Origin of the sequence: Bacillus cereus group sp. MYBK220-1 (assembly GCF_051916445.1) — a bacterium.
GTDB classification, from domain to species: Bacteria; Bacillota; Bacilli; order Bacillales; family Bacillaceae_G; genus Bacillus_A; species Bacillus_A cereus.
Window position 1 is genome coordinate 219,214 of the sequence record NZ_JBQAGQ010000001.1, and the last position, 20,983, is coordinate 240,196.

Here is a 20,983-nt window from a genome sequence, read left to right on the forward strand (position 1 = left end):
AATCAATATCGTTGAACCTGTTGCTCCTGTTGCTCTGTTGGTAAAGTGAATGACGAAGAATAGATAGGAGAGTTGAATCGATTAAACTTGATTCAACAGCAACTCCATGTAAAACAATATTTTCTTCATTCATACCATTACCTTCTATGATTGCTCGCCATAGGAGGTAATGGTTGCAAAAAGCAAATCATGAAGTTGGAATGTAATTATATGGAAGTGCAAAGGTTGTTAAGGGGGATTAAAGAATGTATCGAAGTGGACAAGCAGTTTTATTTTATAAATTAAATAAAAATTTCATTTTATATTAATTCGGAACACAAAAAGATCACTTAGTAAAGTGCTCTTGTGACGAGCCTCATTTTATAACGACTATTTTATAAAGAAAGGAACTCAAAATATTATATGTAAGTCTAGTTAATTGAGTGCTTTTTACAAATAAAGAGCAGCTAGCAAAAGCTAACTGCTCGGCCCAAGGCAATGGGTGTAGAGTAATGAAAAAGAATACTTTTCCTTTAATACAAAATCATATTTTGATTCTCGATAATATATGAGTATTAAGACAAAAACGTGCAATTAAAAGAGCAGCTAGCAAAAGCTAACTGCTCGGCTGGTTCTCCAAGGGGGAACTAGGAGAAAGTAACTTAATGGGTTGTCTACAGTATTGACCGAATGTTGATTTTTATTCAGGAGGTAGAGGGAAATGAATTTGAACTTACACGATGCAAAATTTTTTATAGAAACACCTGATGGAGAAAGTGTGGAAATAAGGGGCAGTGTTGATTGGGCTGATGTTCCTTCTGGTGAAACGAATGAATCTGGTTTTGATTTTAGTAGAGAAATAAGTGTGCTGTGCACTTTTGAAGAACCACAAAATATAAAAGAGTTAAAAGAAGTAGGTTTTACAGAAAGACAAGCCTGGAATATTCATTTTCGTAAAGGCGAAAGTTGGAAAGAAAACTCAACAAAATAATCCTTTTAATAGAAAGAGAGGTTAGGAGAATGACTAATTTAAAGAAAAATTAGTAAAGCTATCGCGCGTCGCACAAAGGCAGTAGAGAAATATCAAGTTGATAACGCTTGGAGAAATATTTTTGTGAAAGCCGGAATAATAAAATAACAGTACTGGAGGGATAGAAAATGAATAGTAAACAGTTTTTTGGAATGTATTTGGCTCTTTACTTAATCACCATGTTTGTGACCTTTAGTAATGCGAAAAGTTTCATAGAAGCTGGAATTATTATGGTACTTGTAATCTTGATTGCGGAAGTTGATCATAGATATGGATTTTATAAGGGAAGCAAAAAAGCTAAAAGCAAACAAATATAGTCCGGCTAGAAAACTAGAGGACACCAATTCATTAAAGCAGCAATTAAGGCTGTTTTACGAATAGGTGTCCTTTTTATTTTGAAAAGGGAGATGGGGAAATGAAGGTGTTAAAGGATCAATTACTTGAATGGAAAAAGAAATCCAAGCAAGGAAAGAAGAAAAACAAGAAAAAACAAAAAGAGAAATTAAGCACTCGTGATATTGAAGATTTAATGGGGATGCATAGACCTTGCTATGAACGAAGACGTGGAGCAATAAGACAAAAGTAATTTAAAAATAAAAAGGAGTGGTCTTACATGACTAAACAATTATCTTTCTTACCAAAAATCGATAGAACAGCAACACAAGAGGAATTAGAACGTGTGTTGGAAAGTGTACGTATACATAGACAATTTGGGATGATGCGTAAAGAAATGAAAGTCACTCCTTCTTATGAAATACGTGAGCATGGTCCTACACATACAGTTGGAAAACCATTGGAAGATGTTGCTATAGCAAATATTCAACAAAGTAAACGAGAAGAGTGGCTTGAAAAAATGTCATTAAGTATTGATCAGTTTCTAAATCGATTAGGAAACGGACGTGCAGGAAGTATTCAAAGAGATATTATTTATAAACGTTATTTAGAAGAAGAGGATGTGTGTGACTACATGGTTTATAACGAGATAGGGATGTCAGAGCGCACTTATCGACGTTGGAAGTCTAAAGCGTTTTATAAACTTGCTTTTGCACTAGGATTAGAAGTTTATGAGACAGAAGAAACTGGAGGTAATAAATAATGAATTTTGTTCAACCGATACGTGATTCAGAGCAAATACAACAAATTAAAGAATATCTAAAAGAAAAGAATGAACGCAATTATATTTTGTTTGTAATAGGAATTAATACAGGGCTACGTATTAGTGATATTTTAAAACTGAAGGTTGGAGATTTAAATGGCAGCCATATATCAATGCGTGAAATGAAGACAGGTAAGCAGAAACGTATTCACATTACTGCAGCATTAAGAAGAGAGTTAAAGTGGTACATTGAAGATATGGAAGACTATGAGTATATAATTAAGAGCAGACAAGGAAAGAATCGACCAATCGGAAGAAGCATGGCATATAAAATACTTAGTACCACAGCAGCAAAGTTTGGTTTAGAGGAGATTGGGACACATACATTACGTAAGACATTTGGATATCATATGTACATGCAAACAAAGAACATAGCTTTGCTGATGGAGATATTCAATCATTCAAGTGAGCGAGTAACGTTAAGATATATAGGAGTAAACCAAGATGCAATGGATAAAGCAATGACTAGGTTTAAAATCTAATCATTGCTTTTTTGTTCAAGGATAGCAACACATGCTTATCGACTTAAGAACTGAAACTTACGTTTGAACATAAAATCAAATTTAGATGAGCAAAGCTATTTCAAGTGAATAGAATCCACTCTTTAAGAATACATAAAAAATATATATACAAGCGTAGTCTAATCACTACATCATTGGCGAAAGTAGAATTCTATAAATTTTGGAGGAAGAGATATGCAAAAAAAGGTTCTCCTGTTTACAGATTTGGGGATTGATGATGCGTTTGCTATACTGTACACCTTTTTTCGTAAAGACATTCAACTTGTAGGAATTGTGGCCGATTATGGAAATGTATCAAGAGAAAATGTAATAAGAAATATTAACTATTTAAAGTACATTGCGGGAAGAGAAGAAATACCTGTATTCCTTGGTGCTTCTGTACCGTTGACAGGTATATTAATTCAGTATTTCCCTGAGGTACATGGAAAAGTTGGATTAGGACCTATTATTCCACCTGAAATTTCATATCCAGTTTATCCTTTAAATGATATTTATCAAATTATAGAATCGAATTTAGAAGATCTTACCATTATTAATTTAGGAAGACTTTCTTCGCTAGCTACGACTTTTGTATTAAATTTAGAAACAATGCGAAATGTAAGAGAATGCATTTGCATGGGGGGAGCTTTTTTCTATCCAGGTAACGTAACTGCTGTGGCTGAAGCTAATTTTCACGCAGACCCTTATGCAGCAAACTTAATTCTGCAACATGCAAAGAACTTGACAATTATCCCTTTAAATGTGACCCAACATGCGATTGTTACAACCGAAATGGTCGAGCAAATCGATGCATTTCATCGGAATACACAGGATCTTGCAGGACTCATCATTAAACCTATGTTAGATTATTATTATAATTTTTACTCCAAGTCTAATCCAGGTATAAGTGGAAGTCCTATGCATGATTTTGTAACAGTGTGGTATTTGCTAAATAGAGAGGCTGTTAGCCTTTCGAGAGTACCCATTAAAGTAATTCCTGATCAAGGGGAAGGGTTTGGTCAAAGCATTGCAGACTTTCGTTTTGTTACTAATCCAGGTTATAAAACGCATAATGTAGCTTTTCAGTTTGATTATGAAAGATTCAGGAAGGATATTATGGAAACGTTCTTAAAGAAGAGAGTGTAAAAGACTTTATTAACTTCAGATAATACGGATTATATGAATGAAATATCACTGCACTTCACGTACAAGAATTCGACTTTTTTAGGTTAAAATTCGTCTAACATACATAGCTTCCGAAATGTTGGCTGTACCCTATCGCTATCAAGCTAACAGAATAAAATATTCCTGATTTCTGGTATATTAAAACTTTAAGTTGATGGATGTGGTGCTCCCCCACATCCATCAACTTAAGAAAAGTAAACACCCAAAAAACAAAAAATGAGCTGACTTCTCAAAATAACTAACTATAGAGAAAGAGAAATTTCATTTAGTGGGTACTTCAAAACCTTAGCTTGATTGCGATGGGGTCACCATATCAAAAAAGAAAATTGTGCGTTTAGACATATTTTTCAACCGCTTCCTGTACGTTAAGGGACTCGTTATTTTTTTACAGTTTTTTATTATGAAATTCAAAATAACTAATTATAATAGATGAAAAAAACGATTAATAGTTGGGATACGGAAAGGATTCGAATTTACATTCTTTCTCAATACATATCATGGATAAATAAAGTAAAATATGGGTTGGGGCTATGTCTCATGTTGTGTTAATCCTAACAATAACTAAGGGTACATAATATGCTTTCATACCTTTGAATAATTTTGTTATAGAAGGGATGGAGATTTAACTGGCTCAAATTGTTGGTATTAATAGATACCTTTGTACTGGGGCTTTAATCTATATGCGTGAGGGCCTTTCCCTAAGTCTTGTCAGGAAGTAAGGAACAGTAAGCAAACACTTATACAATATGAATAGAGGAGAGGAATGCCATATGAAAATACGTAGTCAAATTACATGTGCAAGTCTGGCCCTTTTAATAGCTGGAAGTTCCCTGTTATATACAACACCAACCTCAATTGTAAAAGCAGAGCCCACTCAAAATGTATCTAGTTCGTTACAAACAAATACTCAACGAGATCGTACTTCCGTCAAGCAAGCAATGCGAGATACATTGCAATTTGGATACCCGGGGATACTTGCTAAAACTTCTGAGGGTGGAAAAACGTGGGGGTATGCCGCTGGAATAGCGGATCTGAGAACCAAGAAACCAATGAAAACAGATTTTCGCTTTCGCATTGGGAGTGTGACGAAGACGTTCACCGCAACAGTTGTACTTCAATTAGTTGGAGAGAATCGCCTGAAGCTAGACGACCACATCGAAGACTGGTTGCCTGGTGTCATTCAAGGAAATGGATATGATGGTAACAAGATTACTATCCGGGAGATATTGAACCATACAAGTGGTATCGCTGAATACTCAAGGTCAAAAGACGTTGATTTTACGGATACAAAAAAATCGTATACGGCTGAAGAGTTAGTGAAGATGGGGATTTCTTTTCCCCCAGACTTTGCTCCAGGAAAGGGCTGGTCTTATTCAAACACAGGATACGTATTACTGGGTATCCTTATTGAAAAAGTAACTGGAAACAGCTATGCGGAAGAAGTTGAAAATCGAATTATTGAACCACTTGAATTGTCGAATACATTCCTACCAGGCAATTCAAGCGTTATTCCAGGCACTAACCATGCACGTGGATATGTCCAACCAGACGGAGCAAGTGAGCTAAAAGACGTTACTTATTATAACCCAAGTGCAGGTAGTTCTGCTGGAGATATGATTTCTACTGCTGACGACTTAAACAAATTTTTCTCTTACTTGCTCGGTGGCAAATTACTGAAAGAACAGCAACTAAAACAAATGCTTACTACAGTTCCTACAGGAAAAGAAGGAATCGATGGATATGGTCTTGGAATCTATGAAACTAAGCTTCCAAGCGGTGTCTCGATATGGGGACACACAGGTGGCATTCTAGGGTTTACAACTCTTGTTGGAGGTAAACTTGGAGGCAAGCATACGTTGGTTGTCAATTGGAATAGTTTGGGTAGAACTGACAGTCCTAATCCTTTTAAAAAAATTTTACTTGCTGAATTTAGCAAGTAGGAAAAAAGGAAAAATTTATCGTATTTTTCATAGTTAAAAATATACTTTTCTGTTTCAAAAGCCCCAACTTATTTTCAAGAAAAATTTGGGGCTTTTTTTGTTTTGGTAGCGTTTATTCTCCTTAAGTTGATGGATGTGTGGTGCTACCCTATTCTATACAGTTACTCATTTTTATTGTGTTGTGTAACTCAAAAGAGAAAGTGCTATGAAGCTATTGATATCAAGGGCTGTAGCGTTTAGATTAGTTACACACAATATAAGATATGGGTAACTAGTGTGGTATATTAAATTAGTAATAAACTAATATATAAAGAGGTGTGGGGATTGGGATATACAATAAAGGAATGGGAAAATCGGTATCGTCATAGAACCGATCTGAGCAGCTATCTAGTTCATTTAACCAAGATGAAATTTGATGAAAATGGGAATGCAATTAAAAGCGGTTATAGTGTTTTGATGGAGATTCTAGAATCACAAGTGTTAAAAGGGAGTGGTTCTAAAGGATTTATTAATGGTGCAAATACAGCAGTATGTTTTCAAGATATGCCATTAAGTGGTGTGTGTCAGAACGTTCTATTTGAACAATTACGTAATAGAGATGAGGCGCATAAAAGATATTCACCTATAGGCATAGCTTTTCCAAAGCAGTATGTGTATAAAAAAGGTGGTAGACCAGTAATATATGAAAAGAAAGATGTTGCTAGGGGGATGTTGCCTCCAGAAGAGTGGTGGCGAATAGTCAATTTTAATTTGGAGGACGATGACAATATTATTGATTGGACTCACGAAAGAGAATGGAGAGTAAAAGGTGATTTTGAATTCGATTTAAAAAAAGCTACAATTCTTCTAACAAAACAAAGTTCGTATGATGAATTTGTAAATAAAACTCCAGAAGATATTTTAAAAAATATTGGTGGAATTGTGACTTTACATCCTGTTTTATATTAAAAAAAGTGGCAGAGTCGTGACCGTTTTTTGGCAGTAAATGTGCCGGTTGTTTTGGAATCAACGTGATATATTTGTATTGTGAGAAGTGGCGGAAAACATAACTCACTATGTTGTTTCTAAATTTCTAAACGGTTCATAATGACGGCACATAAAATCCGAAACCAGCAGATGGAACTGATTAGATGATACCGTAAATGAGGAGAGCTTTTGCTCTTCTGTGAGCTAACAACATCCTAGGTAGATGGAATGAGGGGAACCTGATAAGTTTGCCGATAGTGTCAGTCGCGGTTGTTAGCTGAGAGAAGAATAAAACCTCTAAACCAAACTAAAGTAAATATGAAATACACAACATGATTCGCTTATTTTGCAAAGGTGTTATCCGCTTCGGTAACGTCTTTAATTTTAACTAGTAAAACTTCATGTACCGAATTTTGATTAATAATATAAGAAATTGACGAAAGGGCAACTGATGCATGGTTGCTCTTTTGTATGATTATTAATGTTTTGTATTGTTTTAATTTGAAAGTAGATGATAAAATTGTATTAAAACAATATGGAGGATAAATGATGGATAATCCAAATAAAGATAAAACCTGTTTTATTATTACACCAATAGGTGATGATCAATCTGATACAAGAAGAGCGGCCGATGGGGTAATAGATGCTGTAATTGTCCCGGCATTATGTGAGATGGGGTTTGATGAAGAAAATATTAAAGTAGCTCATAGGATGCCAAGTCCTGGTTCAATAAATAAACAAGTCATTTCAAGTGTTTTAGAATGTGATTTGGCTGTAGCAAATCTTACAAATTTAAATCCAAATGTAATGTATGAACTTGCCATTAGACATGCTGCTAGAAAACCAGTAATTCAAATTTGTCAAAAGGGCACAAGACTACCATTTGATATCACGGAAGAACGTACTATCTTCTATACTAATGATATGGCTGGTGTAATAGAATTAAATAATAATTTTAAAGATATGGTAGTGGAAGCTATCTGTGATGAAGAACCGGATAATCCTATTTATAGAGTGGTTGAAAGTAATTCAATAATGAAAAATGTTGATGAAACTGATCCATCAAGATATATGTTGAATCGTATAGATTCATTAGAGAAAAACTTATCAGATCTTATCGGTACTCTAAGTATTAACAAATCCTACAGTAATATAGGTAATGTACAAATTAGGAAGAAAGCAAGAAGTCATCAAATTCCAATTAAAATTGATGAAAGAAAAATGGATATGGACAAGTTTGCAAATATAATTAATGAGTTTCCGGGAACATATGCAGGGACTGAAGATTCATGTCAAGTGAATTTTGAATTTGATGGTAGTGATGTGGGGTTTGTAAATGTAATCACTACACGCAGTAATCGTGACTTGGCGCGGGTTAGAAGTTATTTAAGGAGTTTCGAAGGGGTTTATATTCTAAGTGTTGAAGAACAGAAAGTGTTACCAATATCATAAAAAGTAGTATATTAATTGGAAGCATTCCTTATGGAGTGCTTTTTCTTTATACCACACTGACGGCAATGTTAATTTCATTATATCAATTTGTATTTATTTGTAAAAGTATAATTGGAATATTCTTTCAAATGGGGTGAGGATAGGTGGATGAGAAACAACCGTTATTAGTAATTACATTAACAGATATAGATGCTAAACCAATAGTTCATTACAAAGGTAAACAGATTGATAGAAAGTTACGAGTTGCATTTGATTGGGAGTCACAATCGATTGATAAGATTAATCGCACATACATTCATATTGAACATGTACCATTTGATAATAAGCGTTGTAATACTGAAATCATTCAACATAATAATCCTATTGTGGAAGAGGAGTGAAGATAGATGTGTGAGCATAAGTATCAAGTGTTAGATAGTGAGACTACTTCTTTTTATTCGGATGATAAACAATGCGTTCGGAAAGTATCAACTACTTTCTATTGTGAGAAGTGTCTTGATTTTAAATATAAAGAAACAACAATTAATTTAGGAAGTAACAATGAAAGAATATAAAACCAAACAACAGAAGCGTAAGTTCTATGACAGTGGTGAGTGGAAGAGTATACGCGAGCAAGTAAAGAAGCGAGACAACTATGAATGCCAGGAGTGTAAACGTAATGGTAGTGTTCGTGTGGACACAAATGAATACAGTGAGAGTGCAAAGCGCAAGAAGATTCAACTCGTTGTCCATCATAAAAAAGAACTAGAACATCATCCGGAACTTGCATTAGAAATGGAAAATCTAGAAACAGTCTGTGTGGATTGCCATAATAAAGAACATGGTAGATTCTTTGAAAAGAAACCGAATAAATGGGAAAACGATGAAAAGTGGTAAAAAGGAATCAAAAATAATACCCCCCCCTTAAAAAATTCATCAAAAATTGCTCTAAGGGGCACCGGAGGAGGGGGTCGTTTTTCCAGATTTTTGAGCAGTATCGCATAGGACCCCTACCCAACATAAAAATATGATTGAATCGAGGTGATATTATGGGGGACATAGATGAACGTGAGGTGCTAGTTAACAAAGAAAAAAATCGTTTAAAAAGATTATTTAAAGACATCCCACCTAGTAAGTTGAAAGTGGTTGAGGGGTTAATTATTCAGGCAGCAAGACTACGAGTTTTATTAAATGAGATGTGGATAGATATATCTGAGAATGGTGACTATGAAATGTTCTCACAATCTGATAAAACAGAGCCGTATGAAAGAGAGCGACCTGTTGCCCGATTATATAATACCCGCGATCAATCATATCAAAGAGTCATTAAACAACTAACAGATTTATTGCCAGAAGGAAGTAATAAAAAAGAAATTAAGAAGTATTCGGCAAGTGATTTAATATGATTTCACATAAGTATGTAAGTGAATATATAGAATTATATGAAACGGGAACAGTAATATTAAATAAGGAACGCATCATGCTTATTAATTACTTAAAGCAAGATATATTAACCCGTAATGATTTGCATTTTGATGTGGATTTAATTCATAAATGTGTAACTTTCATAGAAAAGTGGCATTTTAAATTAAATTCCTTTCAAAAATTTTTAATAGCATTTGTGTTTTTGTTTGATGAATATGAGGATGTTTATTTTGATCAGCATTTTTGGATGATGGCAAGGGGTGCTGGTAAAAACGGTTTGATTAGTGCATTGACACACTTCTTTATTAGCGAATTACATGGCATTGAGCATTATAATGTATCAGTAGTTGCTAATACAGAAAGGCAGGCTAAAACTTCTTTTATAGATGTTTATGAAAAGAATAAAAAGCATGAAATATTAGACGAGCTATTTGTATCAACTAAACAATTGATAACGAATAAAGCGACTCGTTCGACGTTTGAATTTCATACATCAAATGCAGGAAGTAAAGACTCATTAAGAGATGGATGTGTCATTTATGATGAGATACACAGATATGAAAATAGCGATGTTGTAGAAGTATTCTCTAGTGGTTTAGGTAAAGTTCCTAACTCTAGGGAATTTTTTATTACCACAGATGGTTTTGTTCGTGAAGGTTACCTTGACAAGATGAAAGAACGAGCAATGAACATCTTGAAAGGTAAAGAAAAAGAAGATAGGTTGTTCCCTTTTATTTGTAAGCTTGATAACGCTGAAGAAGTAGACGATCCAGAGATGTGGGAAAAAGCAAATCCAATGTTTAGTAAGCCTATGAGTCAATATGCTAGAGGATTGTTCAAAAAGGTTATGCGACAATATAAAAACCTTGAAAATGATCCATCTAACAGAGAAAACTTCATGACTAAAAGAATGAATTTACCAGAAGTAGATTTAACAAAGTCTGTTGCTACTTGGGAAGAAATAATGCGTACTGGTTTTGAAGAAGATGGAGAAACTCTCAGAAAGATTCCTGATTTAAAACATAAAGTAGCTGTGGGAGGACTCGATTTCGCCAGTATTAAGGACTTCGCGGCTGTTGGTTTACTATTTAAACATGGTGAAGATTATATTTGGAAAGGTCATTCATTTGTACGTAAAGGTTTCTTGGACAAGGTGAAATTAAAAGCACCTATTTTTGAGTGGGCTGAAAATGGATTATTAACAATTGTGGATGAACCTGTAATTAATATCTCTCACATTGTGGATTGGTTCGTAAGAATGCGTGAATTGTATGGTGTGAATACGATTGTTGCAGATACATTCCGTTTAGATCTTGTTAAAACAGCACTTGAAGCAGAAGGGTTTACATTGTTGTATATTCGTAATCCAAAAGCTATTCATTCATTATTAGCGCCAAGGGTCGAAACATTATTTGCGAACAACCGTATTATCTTTGGCGATAATCCGTTAATGCGTTGGTACACAAATAACGTCTATGTTCATATTAAAAAAGATGGCAATAAAGAATATTTGAAAAAAGATGAATTCAGACGAAAAACAGATGGATTTCAAGCTTTTATCCATGCATTATGGCAAGCGGATAACATTCTGGAAGAAGAAGTTGAGTTTATGATAGGTGATATTAAGTTCTAATAAAGGGGGTGATAATCATTGGATGGATTAGTGATGTATTAAACAAAAACAAAGAAATTGCGTTTATGTTTGATGTAGATATGTTCATCGATACAGCGAACAGAGTCCACATGAAGCGACTAGCGATTGATACGTGTATATCATTTTTAGGAAGAACAATTAGTCAATCGGAATTTAGAGTTAAAAATGGTGAAGCATTTGAAAAGAATGAACTTTACTATCGCTTAAATGTTAGACCAAATAAGAATATGACAGCAAGTACATTCTGGGAAAAATTCATTCAGAAGCTTGTTTATGATAATGAATGTTTAGTTATACAAGCGGATGACGAGGATTTACTTATTGCTGATGACTTTCAACATAATGAATACGCTGTTTTTGAAGATACATTTACGAATGTAGTAGTAAAAGATTATGAATTTAAGAGAAGTTTTAAACAGAGTGAAGTTATCCATTTAAAATATCGAAATGATAAGTTATCACCGCTTATTGATGGACTCTTTGCTGATTATGGCGATTTATTCGGAAGAATTTTAAGTTCTCAGAAACGAAAAAATCAAATTCGTGGCACGGTTGATATGGATATGATCGGTGCTAAAACACAAGAACAGGTAGATAAGTTACAAAAATTCATAGATGACATGTATCAAGCGGTCGGTAAGAAAGATATTGCTATTGTTCCACAGCAAAAAGGAATTGAGTACAAAGAAGTTTATAACGGTTCTGCTAATGGTCCTAGTGTGGAAGAAATAAATAAAGTAACAAATGGTTTTTTAAATCAAGTAGCAATGGCGATGGGAATACCTACAGCTTTAATATATGGTGAAATGGCTGATGTTGAGAAGCAAACGAAAAACTACATGAATTTCACAGTAAAACCTTTGTTAAAAAAGATTTCTGATGAAGTAAACGTAAAATTCTTTGAAATGAATGAGTATCTTGAAGGGCAAAGAGTAGAGGTTAAATCTTTTTCTTATCAGACTATATTCGAACTTGCGGAAAGTATCGATAAGCTCATTTCGTCAGGTGCTTTTAAAGGTAATGAGGTTAGATTAGAAGTTGGTTATGATATCTCAGACGATCCAAATTTAAATAAACATTATATTACGAAAAACTACGCTGAAATGAATACAGAAGAAGGAGGTGAGAAACAAAATGACGGTGAAAATTGACGTTAAAGGACCAATTATTTCAAATGATGAAGCTTGGATTTATGATTGGTTTGAAATGGATGCGACAAGCCCAGGGAAGATTACAAAACAACTTGATAACGCAAATAGTGAGGATTTAATTGTGTCAATCAATAGTCCTGGTGGTTATGTAGATGAGGGTTCGGAAATTTACACAGCATTAAAAAATTATCCTGGTCATGTGGAAGTTCAAATTGTTGGTTTAGCGGCAAGTGCAGCTTCTATTATTGCGATGGCTGGTAATAAGGTTCGTATTTCCCCTACAGCGCAGATTATGATTCATAACGCTTCTATGTTGAGTGGTGGAGATCATCGTGATATGTCAAAAGCAGCTGAGATGTTAAAAGTAACTGATCGTACACTTGTAAATGCTTATGTCATTAAAAGTGGTAAATCAGAAGAAGAGCTACTTAATATGATGTCTGATGAAACATGGATGGGACCACAACAAGCATTAGAAAATAACTTTGTGGATGAAATTATGTTTATGGAGAACCCAGTTAAAATGACAGCTTCAACTGCTACTGCTGCCATGCTTCCACAAAAAATAATCGATGGTTTTAGAAATGGAACAATGAACAAGGGCCAAGGAATTACAAAAGAAGATTTAAACGCTGCACTATTAGGACTAAAAAACGAAATTCTGAATGATTTACAAACAAATACAAATACAAAAGAGCCTATTCAAGAACCTGTTCATACAAAACAGAATTTGAGTACGCTCTTTTTAAATTTAGGAGGAAAATAAAATATGGTTATTAAATTTAATAATTTTGAAGAAAAGAAACTAGCATTTGCGAAAGCAACACAGGAGGGAACTCCAGAAGAACAAACAGCAGCATTAAATTCTATGATTGGAGCACTTGCTACAGATGTACGAGCAGATATTTTAAATCAAGTGAATGAATCAATGGTAGATCGTTCTATTATGCAGTCTCGTGGTGCTAATGTATTAACAAGTGAAGAAATGAAGTTCTTTAATGCAGTAGTTGAAGAAGGTGGATTTAAGTCTACTGAAACTTTACCTAAAACAACTCAAGAACGTATTTTTGATGACTTAGTTGAAGATCATCCTTTCTTACAACATATTGGTTTAGAGAATTTAGGTGCAGTAACAGAATTCGTTTACGGAGATCCAGAAGGTGCAGCGGTATGGGGGCCATTATTTGATGGTATTAAAGGTCAATTAAATGCTACATTCCGTAAAGATAGCATTTCACAACTTAAATTAACGGCATTTATTCCATTAGCAAATGACATGTTAAAACTTGGTCCAGTATGGGTAGAACGATATGTTCGCACAATGATTACAGAAGCGATGACAGTGGGATTAGAACGCGGATTTGTAGCTGGTACAGGTAAAAATGAACCTATCGGTTTATTAAAAGATCCTAGTGGAAGTGTTACAAATGGAGTATATCCAGATAAAAAACCAGTTGGGACCTTAACGTTTGAACCTGGCCGTAAAACAATTAATGAATTAAAAGGTGTAGTTAAATTACTAGCTAAAAAATTAAACGCTGATGGTTCAGATGCAGATAGACCGAAAAACATTGCTGGAAAAGTAGTCATGGTAACAAACCCATTTGATACTTTTGATATTCAAGCAAACGCGACAATTCAAAATGCAGCTGGGGTATACGTGACAAGTTTGCCATTTAATCCAATCCCTACAGAATCGGTGTTTGTGCCACAAGGGAAAGTATTGTTCTTTGTTAAAGGTCAGTATGTTGCAGCGATGGGTGGCACAGAGCCTATTAAAAAGTTCGAAGAAACTCTAGCATTAGAAGACGCAACAGTTTATATTGCTAAACAATTTGCTACAGGTAAGCCAAAAGATAAATATGCTTCTCAAGTTTATACATTAAAGATTGAAGAAACGCCAACGCCACCGACACAAGGATGATGTAAATGGATACAGTAATTTCGAATGAAATATTACAGCAATTCAAAGATAGGATGCACTTAGGGGATGAGGAAGACGACAACCTAAAGCGCATCCTTTCTACGTCTAACAAGGCGTTACTTAGGATTTGTGGGAATTATGATTTAAATAAAGACGAGGAGTTCAAAGAATTAGTCTTTGAACGTTCTCGTTATGTTTATAACGATGCATTAGAGTATTTTGACAAGAATTTTTTAAGTCAGATTAATAGTTTAGGTATCGATAAAGCATTAGAAGAAATTAAATTGGACGGTGATTAATATGCGTCCTTTTCAGTATAAAAAACCACTGAATACAGGTGATTGTAGAAATCGAATTATCATTGAACAACCTGAAGTAATAAAAGATGATTTGAATCAAGAAGTTGAAACAGGTAATTGGCAAGAAGTAAAAAAAGCATGGGCAATGATAAAAACGGTAAAAGGTTCGGAGTACATTGAAGCTTCGGCTTCACAGTCCACGCGAATTTATCGGTTTGTTATTCCTTATACAACAGGTATTACAGAGTTAATGCGAATTAAAATGAAGGATCGTATCTTTGATATTATTGAACCGCCAATGAATGATGATGAAATGTATCAAACATTGACTATTATCGCAAAGGAGCATACTTAATATGAATGATTTTGCGAGTGAGATTGCTAGGGAATTACAAAGATATGCAAATGTTGTGGAAGAAGAGTTACTGACAGCAGAAGAAGAAGTAGCTGATGTCGCTGTAGAAAAATTAAGGCAAGGCAGCCCTAAAAAAACAGGTGCTTACCGTAAAGGGTGGCGTAAGAAAAAAGAAGGTAATGGTTTTGTCGTTCACAATACAAAAGGTCAATTAACACATCTTTTAGAAAAGGGACATGCAAAAGTGGGTGGTGGCCGTGTACCAGCACAAGTTCATATCCTTCCAGTTGAACAGTATGTCATTGATGAGTTGCCAAGACGTATTGAAAGGGTGATTCAATAATGACATTAGGTGAATTAACAAAAATTCTTGAAGCTACAGGTTATCCTGTGGCTTATTCGCATTTCACAGCAACACCAACGAAGCCAGTACCAGCGCCACCTTATATTTGTATCCTTGTTGATGGATCAGCAAATTTAATGGCTGATAATAAGGTGTATCACAAGATAGACGATACAAATATTGAACTTTACACAACTAAAAAAGATTTAGTTGCAGAAGAAAAACTTGAAAAAGTCCTAGACGATCATGAAATTCCTTATGACTCGTATGGAACTTTTATTGAATCTGAAAAAATGTATCAAAAAATATATGAAACGAGGTTGATATAAATGAATGAAAATAAAGTAGCTTTCGGTCTGAAAAATGTCCACTATGCACTCTATGACGTTAAAGATGGTGTAGTTACATTCAGTACACCGATTCGATTACCAGGTGCGGTTGAATTAACATTTGATCCACGCGGAGATTTAATCGAATTCTATGCGGATGACATGCTTTACTACGCAGCAAGTAATAACCAAGGGTATGATGGCACTTTATCAATCGCCCATATTCCGGAGCAATTTGCAATTGATGCATTAGGTGAGGAATTAGACGAAGAAGATGGTGTATTAAATGAATTAGCCGATGCAAAAGGGAAATCATTTGCATTATTATTTGAATTCGATGGCGATGTAAGAGCGACTCGACACGTTATGTTTAACTGTTCAGCAAGTCGTCCAACACTTGCATCTAAAACGAAAACTAATTCAGCGGAGCCAAATACAAATGAGCTTAAATTTGTATCAAGCCCTATTGATATTAATGGAAAACGTATGGTTAAAACGAAAACTACAACTAAATCAAAACAAGAGATCTATGATAATTGGTATAAAAAAGTTTATACAAAAGTACCTGCATTACCAAAGGGAGCGTAAGTAAATGGAAAAGACAATTACAATAGACGGGAAACAAGTCAGATTAAAAGCTACAGCAGCAATAGTTAAGCGATATAAAGCACAATTCAGACGTAATTTATTTTCAGATTTGATGGCATTAGGGGCAATTAACGCTTTAGCTTCATCAGATGGGTCAGAACAACCCATTGATATGTCTAATGTCGATATGAGTAAAGTAGATTTTGAATTTATTTATGACTTAACATGGATATACGCTAAAACGGCTGATCCTAATATTCCTGATCCTATGACGTGGCTAGATGGATTTGAAGAATTCCCAATTGAAGAAATTATGCCAGAAGTCATGGAATTAGTTCAGCTCACTATGGGAGCAAAAAAAAAATAAAGAAAAACAATGGAGAGCAAGGGACATTCAGTGATGAGGAATTTACTACTGAATTGTTTCTTGCTCTTTGTTATAAAGCGAAATTAACAAGCTGGGATTTAGAAGATATGACAATCGGTGATTGCTTTGATTACATTGCTGAATTTGCTGAGCTAGAGAATCCAGATAAAGAAAAAGTTAGAAAAGCAAATCAAAAAGACTTCGATTCATTCTAAGAAAGGGGTGAGAAAATGGCAGGGAGAATTAAAGGGATTACGATAGAAATTGGTGGTAATACTCAGCCGTTACAAAATGCTTTAAAAGATGTAAATAAACAAAGTGATGCTTTGGCTAAAGAATTAAAAGATGTCGAGCGTTTGTTAAAGTTTGACCCTGGGAATATTGAGGCACTTTCTCAAAAACAAAAATTACTTACACAACAAATAGAAAATACAACGCAAAAGCTAGATAAATTGAAAGCAGCGGAACAACAAGTACAAGCTCAATTCCAAAACGGTAAAATTTCTGAAGAACAGTATCGAGCATTTAGGCGTGAGATTGAATTTACAGAAGGGTCACTTAATGGTCTTAAAAATAAACTAGGAAACATGAAAGCTGAGCAGGAGAATGTAGCGAGTTCCACAAGGCAATTAGAAACATTGTTTAGAGCTACAGGAAAAAGCGTTGATGATTTTGCAGGAGCATTAGGGAATCGTCTTGTGAATGCAATTCGGAATGGAACAGCTACAAGTCGACAGTTAGAACAAGCGATTGGGATTATTGGGCGCGAAGCATTAGGTACAGAAGCTGATATTGAAAAATTACAAAGAGCACTTCGATCTGTGGATGCTGGAAACTCCATACGACAAGTGCAAAATGAGTTAAGAGAATTACAACAAGAAGCTGGTAGAACCGAGAAGAAGTTTGAGGGCCTACAAGTAGGATTAGAAAACGTTATTGGTGGATTGGCAGCTGGTGGCGGAATTGCAACCGCAATTGAAAAAGCAATGGACATGTCGAAGTTAAAAACAAAAATTGAAATAGGATTTGATGTTCCTGAGTCCTCAAAAAAATCAGTAGAGGATGCTGTGAGAGGAATTTCAGCCTATGGATTAGATGCAGAAGAAGCACTTGAGGGTGTAAGAAGACAATGGGCTTTGAATAAAGATGTTAGTGATGAAGCAAATGCTTCTTTCGTAAAGAGTGCGGCTGTTATTTCTAATGCTTATGCTGGCATAGATTTTACTGAATTAATTCAAGAAACAAATGAAATCGGTAATGAATTAGGTATTTCACAAGAAGGCGCTCTCGGTATGGCTGATGCCTTATTAAAAATGGGTTTTCCACCGGAACAATTAGATATTATTGCTGAATATGGTGGTCAGCTGACGCGGGCCGGATACAATGCTGAAGAAGTGCAAGCTATTATGGCAGCTGGGGTCGAAACAGGTACTTGGAATTAGATTATAGTTCCCTTGTATGGCGACATACAATGAAAAACTCCTTTAATTCAGTGAAACTCTCAAATGAGACAATACTGAGCGAAGCCTTTTAATTAAGGAACGTGCAACGACTAGTCGAAAGACGTAGGGTGTAAGCATATGACACTCGAAACGGGGAGCAACTCAAGTAGTTGAAGATATAGTCTAATCTATACGGTGACGTATAGCAGTTCATAGAGAACGGGCGTGACCTTGCGAATCACGTTGAATGTAAATGATTGATAATCTCTTAGATGGTTTAAAAGAAGGGCGTATTAAAGCGGCTGAATTCGGTCAAGGTGTCGATAAAGCTATGAAAGAATCGCTTGAAGGCACAAAAATTTCAGCAGAACAAGTTGAAAAATGGGGTCAGGCAGTAGCTAAAGGTGGTAAAGATGGATCAGCAGCAATGACTGAAATTGCACAGGCTTTATCAGAAGTTGAGGATGAAACAAAGCGTAATGAATTAGGTGTTAAGTTTTTCGGTAGATGATGAATTGTGCCGAAGTAAAATCGCGGTATAAAGCAAAGAGGGTGCGAATCCTAATTTGAACCGAAGGCTATACAAAGTATAGTCAGGGGCAGAGCATAGAGGGTGAAAAGATATAATCCCTCCACGAGACCGCGACACTTATTAGTGAAAACGTATGCCGAACTTACAGGAAATGAACTGTAAGAAGTAGAGGATAAAAAGCCTCTACGATAACAAAATGACAATGTATGAAGATCAAGGGCAAAACATCATTAATACTTTGCTAGGTGCGAAAGAGAAAACAGTTGATTTTGGGAAGCAACAAGATAAACTGAATGATTCTATTAAGAAAATGGATGCAAACCCAGCAGTTAAATTTCAAAAAGCGATGCAGGATTTACAAGTTGCACTTCAGCCAGTTCTTAGTGTCATAGCTGATGTTATTTCCAAAGTAGCTGAATGGATTTCTAATAATCCTAAACTGGCAGCCACAATAACAGCTGTTGCGATGGCTATTGGTATAATCTCAGGTGCAATCATGGCACTTGCTCCTATAGTCATGACAGTCATGAGCTTCTTTGAAATTGGAGCTTTAGCAGCAGCCGGACTTGTTGCTATTGTTCCTATTATTATCGCAGCTATAGTGGCTCTAGGAGTTGCTATTTATAAAAATTGGGATTCTATAAAACAGTGGACTATTGATATGTGGAATTCTATTAAAGAATATTTAATAGAACTTTGGAATGGCATCGTTCAATCCTCTAGTGAAGCATGGAATTCATTTTTAGAAACAATGCACTCATTCTTTGATCCGATAGGGCAATTTTTTAGCGATTTATGGACAGGGATAGGTGAAATATGTAGTAGTACATGGAATTCTATTCTTGAATTCTTTTCAGGAGCTTGGGCCTCATTCACTGAAATGATGCATAGTTTCTTTGATCCAATAGGTGAATTCTTTAGTAGTTTGTGGTCAGGTATTGTGGAAACGGCGTCTTCTTGGTGGACTTCTTTAGTTACAACAGCTTCTGAATTGTGGGGGGCACTTGTACAAGCTTGGCAGGAAACGTGGAACACTGTACTTACAGTCTTAGACCCTATTATTTCATTGATTTCTACGGTCCTTGAGGCTGGTTGGTTACTAATTCAAGCAGGAGTGCAAATTGCATGGGCAGCTATAAGCCAGTATATTATTCAACCAATCCAAGAAGCTTACAATTGGGTGAGTAAACAAATTGGTGAATTGGTTACATGGCTTGGTACACAATGGGAAATTGCAAAAGCCGTGGCCCAAGTTGCATGGGGATTACTTAAGCAATATATTATTCAGCCAGTCCAAGAAGCTTGGAGTACAACAAAAGAAAAATTCAGCGATTTGATTTCTTGGTTAAGCTCACAGTGGGAACTTGCTAAATCGTATACTCTTATGGCTTGGAATTTGGTTAAACAGTATGTAATTCAACCTGTTCAAGACTTGTGGAATACAACCAAGCAAAAACTTGGTGAATTAGCAAATTGGATATTAAGCAACTGGGAATCTATAAAATCGTATACACTTACAGCTTGGAATTTAGTGAAGAAATATGTAATTGATCCTGTCACTGAAACGTATAATCAAGCCAAACAAAAATTCACTGATTTATATAATTCAGCTAAAGAAAAATTCGATTCCGTAAAGAGTGCCGCACAAGAAAAATTCGAAGCAGCTAAACGTTTTATTATTGATCCAATAAAAGATGCAGTTGACAGTGTAGAAAAGTTTATAGGGAAAATCAAGAGTTTCTTTAGTGACTTGAAGTTAAAGATTCCTAAACCTGAAATGCCACCTCTTCCACACTTTAGCTTGCAAACTAGTACAAAAAATATTTTAGGAAAAGATATTACATTCCCTTCTGGACTAAATATAGATTGGCGTGCAAAAGGTGGTATCTTCACTAAACCGACTATCTTTGGAATGAATGGTGGAAACTTGCAAGGTGCAGGAGAAGCCGGAAAAGAAGCGGTTTTACCATTGAATAAAAAGACACTTGGAGATATTGGCGCAGGAATAGTAGCAGCCATGCCGCGACAACAATTCGCTATATCAGGAGAAATAAATCAATTAATGGATGATATGAGCCGTATGATGGCTAGTTCTATGAATCAGCTATCCGGATTAAAGTCTGTCATGAGTGGTGTGTATGGAAGTATGTCAAATAGTAGACAAGCCATGACAAATAGTGTATCAAATCAAGTAATTAATTATTCTTCAGGATCATCTGGCGGTGGAGTCATTCCAATGCTTGGTGGAGATTTAGTTATTGAAGTACCTGTTAATTTAGAAGGAAGAGACGTGGCACGCGGTACTTATCGCTATACAACCGAGTATCAAGAAAGAGAAGCAAAAAGAAACTCAGACTTTTAAGTTTGGGTTTCTTTTATTTTATAAA

At 35.3% G+C, this 20,983-nt stretch carries 25 protein-coding genes and 3 pseudogenes; all 28 read left to right on the forward strand.

Features of this window, described 5'->3' with window-relative positions:
- The first annotated feature begins 700 nt into the window (after window positions 1-700).
- The 28 genes and pseudogenes from ACTFRU_RS01050 (at window position 701) to ACTFRU_RS01185 (ending at window position 20,958) form a co-directional block, all read left to right on the forward strand.
- A complete protein-coding gene (locus ACTFRU_RS01050) occupies window positions 701-970 on the forward strand; it encodes a PadR family transcriptional regulator (protein WP_440037398.1) in 270 nt (89 codons plus the stop codon).
- 48 nt (window positions 971-1,018) lie between these two features.
- A complete protein-coding gene (locus tag ACTFRU_RS01055; protein WP_080469932.1) occupies window positions 1,019-1,117 on the forward strand; it encodes a DUF3983 domain-containing protein in 99 nt (32 codons plus the stop codon).
- Between the two features lie 20 nt (window positions 1,118-1,137).
- Window positions 1,138-1,326, forward strand: a complete 189-nt coding sequence (locus ACTFRU_RS01060) for a hypothetical protein (RefSeq protein ID WP_063547393.1) — start codon at window positions 1,138-1,140, stop codon at window positions 1,324-1,326.
- Between the two features lie 98 nt (window positions 1,327-1,424).
- A complete protein-coding gene (locus ACTFRU_RS01065; protein WP_033695145.1) occupies window positions 1,425-1,595 on the forward strand; it encodes a hypothetical protein in 171 nt (56 codons plus the stop codon).
- Between the two features lie 27 nt (window positions 1,596-1,622).
- On the forward strand, window positions 1,623-2,105 hold the full coding sequence (locus tag ACTFRU_RS01070; RefSeq protein ID WP_063547394.1) for an ArpU family phage packaging/lysis transcriptional regulator: 483 nt from the start codon (window positions 1,623-1,625) through the stop codon (window positions 2,103-2,105).
- Window positions 2,105-2,647 (forward strand): site-specific integrase, encoded by a 543-nt coding sequence (locus tag ACTFRU_RS01075; protein WP_053564381.1) that lies wholly within the window; start codon window positions 2,105-2,107, stop codon window positions 2,645-2,647. The genes ACTFRU_RS01070 and ACTFRU_RS01075 overlap by 1 nt, the downstream gene beginning before the upstream one ends.
- A 213-nt stretch (window positions 2,648-2,860) precedes the next feature.
- On the forward strand, window positions 2,861-3,811 hold the full coding sequence (locus ACTFRU_RS01080; protein ID WP_053564380.1) for a nucleoside hydrolase: 951 nt from the start codon (window positions 2,861-2,863) through the stop codon (window positions 3,809-3,811).
- Window positions 3,812-4,620: 809 nt separating this feature from the next.
- A complete protein-coding gene (locus ACTFRU_RS01085; RefSeq protein ID WP_016081850.1) occupies window positions 4,621-5,790 on the forward strand; it encodes a serine hydrolase domain-containing protein in 1,170 nt (389 codons plus the stop codon).
- 315 nt (window positions 5,791-6,105) lie between these two features.
- On the forward strand, window positions 6,106-6,738 hold the full coding sequence (locus tag ACTFRU_RS01090; protein ID WP_255260095.1) for a DUF2971 domain-containing protein: 633 nt from the start codon (window positions 6,106-6,108) through the stop codon (window positions 6,736-6,738).
- Between the two features lie 567 nt (window positions 6,739-7,305).
- The gene (locus ACTFRU_RS01095; RefSeq protein ID WP_255260096.1) at window positions 7,306-8,208 is read left to right on the forward strand and encodes a hypothetical protein; all 903 of its coding nucleotides are present in this window, start codon (window positions 7,306-7,308) and stop codon (window positions 8,206-8,208) included.
- Between the two features lie 155 nt (window positions 8,209-8,363).
- Window positions 8,364-8,588, forward strand: a pseudogene (locus tag ACTFRU_RS01100) (hypothetical protein); the annotation flags it as partial.
- A 6-nt stretch (window positions 8,589-8,594) separates the two neighbouring features.
- Window positions 8,595-8,762, forward strand: a complete 168-nt coding sequence (locus ACTFRU_RS01105; RefSeq protein WP_176520367.1) for a hypothetical protein — start codon at window positions 8,595-8,597, stop codon at window positions 8,760-8,762.
- Window positions 8,749-9,084 (forward strand): HNH endonuclease, encoded by a 336-nt coding sequence (locus ACTFRU_RS01110; RefSeq protein WP_097981907.1) that lies wholly within the window; start codon window positions 8,749-8,751, stop codon window positions 9,082-9,084. Before ACTFRU_RS01105 ends, ACTFRU_RS01110 begins: the two co-directional genes overlap by 14 nt.
- A 152-nt stretch (window positions 9,085-9,236) precedes the next feature.
- Window positions 9,237-9,593, forward strand: a complete 357-nt coding sequence (locus ACTFRU_RS01115) for a hypothetical protein (RefSeq protein ID WP_440037399.1) — start codon at window positions 9,237-9,239, stop codon at window positions 9,591-9,593.
- On the forward strand, window positions 9,590-11,245 hold the full coding sequence (locus ACTFRU_RS01120; protein WP_440037400.1) for a terminase TerL endonuclease subunit: 1,656 nt from the start codon (window positions 9,590-9,592) through the stop codon (window positions 11,243-11,245). The genes ACTFRU_RS01115 and ACTFRU_RS01120 overlap by 4 nt, the downstream gene beginning before the upstream one ends.
- 8 nt (window positions 11,246-11,253) lie before the next feature.
- On the forward strand, window positions 11,254-12,417 hold the full coding sequence (locus ACTFRU_RS01125; protein WP_440037401.1) for a phage portal protein: 1,164 nt from the start codon (window positions 11,254-11,256) through the stop codon (window positions 12,415-12,417).
- Window positions 12,401-13,183 (forward strand): head maturation protease, ClpP-related, encoded by a 783-nt coding sequence (locus ACTFRU_RS01130; protein ID WP_440037402.1) that lies wholly within the window; start codon window positions 12,401-12,403, stop codon window positions 13,181-13,183. The genes ACTFRU_RS01125 and ACTFRU_RS01130 overlap by 17 nt, the downstream gene beginning before the upstream one ends.
- A 3-nt stretch (window positions 13,184-13,186) precedes the next feature.
- Entirely contained in the window at window positions 13,187-14,341 is a 1,155-nt protein-coding gene (locus ACTFRU_RS01135; protein ID WP_440037403.1) for a phage major capsid protein, read from the forward strand.
- 5 nt (window positions 14,342-14,346) lie between these two features.
- The gene (locus ACTFRU_RS01140; RefSeq protein ID WP_087949862.1) at window positions 14,347-14,640 is read left to right on the forward strand and encodes a hypothetical protein; all 294 of its coding nucleotides are present in this window, start codon (window positions 14,347-14,349) and stop codon (window positions 14,638-14,640) included.
- A 1-nt stretch (window position 14,641) separates the two neighbouring features.
- A complete protein-coding gene (locus ACTFRU_RS01145) occupies window positions 14,642-14,995 on the forward strand; it encodes a phage head closure protein (RefSeq protein ID WP_030028310.1) in 354 nt (117 codons plus the stop codon).
- Between the two features lies 1 nt (window position 14,996).
- Entirely contained in the window at window positions 14,997-15,338 is a 342-nt protein-coding gene (locus ACTFRU_RS01150; RefSeq protein WP_440037404.1) for an HK97 gp10 family phage protein, read from the forward strand.
- The gene (locus tag ACTFRU_RS01155; RefSeq protein WP_440037405.1) at window positions 15,338-15,667 is read left to right on the forward strand and encodes a hypothetical protein; all 330 of its coding nucleotides are present in this window, start codon (window positions 15,338-15,340) and stop codon (window positions 15,665-15,667) included. Before ACTFRU_RS01150 ends, ACTFRU_RS01155 begins: the two co-directional genes overlap by 1 nt.
- Window positions 15,668-16,255, forward strand: a complete 588-nt coding sequence (locus tag ACTFRU_RS01160) for a major tail protein (RefSeq protein ID WP_063537135.1) — start codon at window positions 15,668-15,670, stop codon at window positions 16,253-16,255. It begins immediately after the preceding gene.
- Between the two features lie 4 nt (window positions 16,256-16,259).
- On the forward strand, window positions 16,260-16,622 hold the full coding sequence (locus tag ACTFRU_RS01165; protein ID WP_063537134.1) for a hypothetical protein: 363 nt from the start codon (window positions 16,260-16,262) through the stop codon (window positions 16,620-16,622).
- 53 nt (window positions 16,623-16,675) lie between these two features.
- Window positions 16,676-16,837 (forward strand): hypothetical protein, encoded by a 162-nt coding sequence (locus ACTFRU_RS01170; RefSeq protein WP_000477709.1) that lies wholly within the window; start codon window positions 16,676-16,678, stop codon window positions 16,835-16,837.
- Window positions 16,838-16,852: 15 nt separating this feature from the next.
- A pseudogene (locus ACTFRU_RS01175) lies at window positions 16,853-18,058 on the forward strand (DUF2207 domain-containing protein); the annotation flags it as partial.
- Window positions 18,059-18,320: 262 nt separating this feature from the next.
- Window positions 18,321-18,569: pseudogene (locus ACTFRU_RS01180) on the forward strand (hypothetical protein); the annotation flags it as partial.
- A 223-nt stretch (window positions 18,570-18,792) separates the two neighbouring features.
- On the forward strand, window positions 18,793-20,958 hold the full coding sequence (locus tag ACTFRU_RS01185) for a phage tail tape measure protein (protein WP_440037406.1): 2,166 nt from the start codon (window positions 18,793-18,795) through the stop codon (window positions 20,956-20,958).
- Window positions 20,959-20,983: the final 25 nt, after the last annotated feature.

Bases quoted from the DNA above. Each gene is read 5' to 3' on its own strand.
- ACTFRU_RS01050 (WP_440037398.1), top strand. From the start codon at position 701: ATGAATTTGAACTTACACGATGCAAAATTTTTTATAGAAACACCTGAT.
- ACTFRU_RS01060 (WP_063547393.1), top strand. From the start codon at position 1,138: ATGAATAGTAAACAGTTTTTTGGAATGTATTTGGCTCTTTACTTAATC.
- ACTFRU_RS01065 (WP_033695145.1), top strand. From the start codon at position 1,425: ATGAAGGTGTTAAAGGATCAATTACTTGAATGGAAAAAGAAATCCAAG.
- ACTFRU_RS01070 (WP_063547394.1), top strand. From the start codon at position 1,623: ATGACTAAACAATTATCTTTCTTACCAAAAATCGATAGAACAGCAACA.
- ACTFRU_RS01075 (WP_053564381.1), top strand. From the start codon at position 2,105: ATGAATTTTGTTCAACCGATACGTGATTCAGAGCAAATACAACAAATT.
- ACTFRU_RS01080 (WP_053564380.1), top strand. From the start codon at position 2,861: ATGCAAAAAAAGGTTCTCCTGTTTACAGATTTGGGGATTGATGATGCG.
- ACTFRU_RS01085 (WP_016081850.1), top strand. From the start codon at position 4,621: ATGAAAATACGTAGTCAAATTACATGTGCAAGTCTGGCCCTTTTAATA.
- ACTFRU_RS01095 (WP_255260096.1), top strand. From the start codon at position 7,306: ATGGATAATCCAAATAAAGATAAAACCTGTTTTATTATTACACCAATA.
- ACTFRU_RS01105 (WP_176520367.1), top strand. From the start codon at position 8,595: ATGTGTGAGCATAAGTATCAAGTGTTAGATAGTGAGACTACTTCTTTT.
- ACTFRU_RS01110 (WP_097981907.1), top strand. From the start codon at position 8,749: ATGAAAGAATATAAAACCAAACAACAGAAGCGTAAGTTCTATGACAGT.
- ACTFRU_RS01115 (WP_440037399.1), top strand. From the start codon at position 9,237: ATGGGGGACATAGATGAACGTGAGGTGCTAGTTAACAAAGAAAAAAAT.
- ACTFRU_RS01120 (WP_440037400.1), top strand. From the start codon at position 9,590: ATGATTTCACATAAGTATGTAAGTGAATATATAGAATTATATGAAACG.
- ACTFRU_RS01130 (WP_440037402.1), top strand. From the start codon at position 12,401: ATGACGGTGAAAATTGACGTTAAAGGACCAATTATTTCAAATGATGAA.
- ACTFRU_RS01135 (WP_440037403.1), top strand. From the start codon at position 13,187: ATGGTTATTAAATTTAATAATTTTGAAGAAAAGAAACTAGCATTTGCG.
- ACTFRU_RS01140 (WP_087949862.1), top strand. From the start codon at position 14,347: ATGGATACAGTAATTTCGAATGAAATATTACAGCAATTCAAAGATAGG.
- ACTFRU_RS01145 (WP_030028310.1), top strand. From the start codon at position 14,642: ATGCGTCCTTTTCAGTATAAAAAACCACTGAATACAGGTGATTGTAGA.
- ACTFRU_RS01150 (WP_440037404.1), top strand. From the start codon at position 14,997: ATGAATGATTTTGCGAGTGAGATTGCTAGGGAATTACAAAGATATGCA.
- ACTFRU_RS01155 (WP_440037405.1), top strand. From the start codon at position 15,338: ATGACATTAGGTGAATTAACAAAAATTCTTGAAGCTACAGGTTATCCT.
- ACTFRU_RS01160 (WP_063537135.1), top strand. From the start codon at position 15,668: ATGAATGAAAATAAAGTAGCTTTCGGTCTGAAAAATGTCCACTATGCA.
- ACTFRU_RS01165 (WP_063537134.1), top strand. From the start codon at position 16,260: ATGGAAAAGACAATTACAATAGACGGGAAACAAGTCAGATTAAAAGCT.
- ACTFRU_RS01185 (WP_440037406.1), top strand. From the start codon at position 18,793: ATGACAATGTATGAAGATCAAGGGCAAAACATCATTAATACTTTGCTA.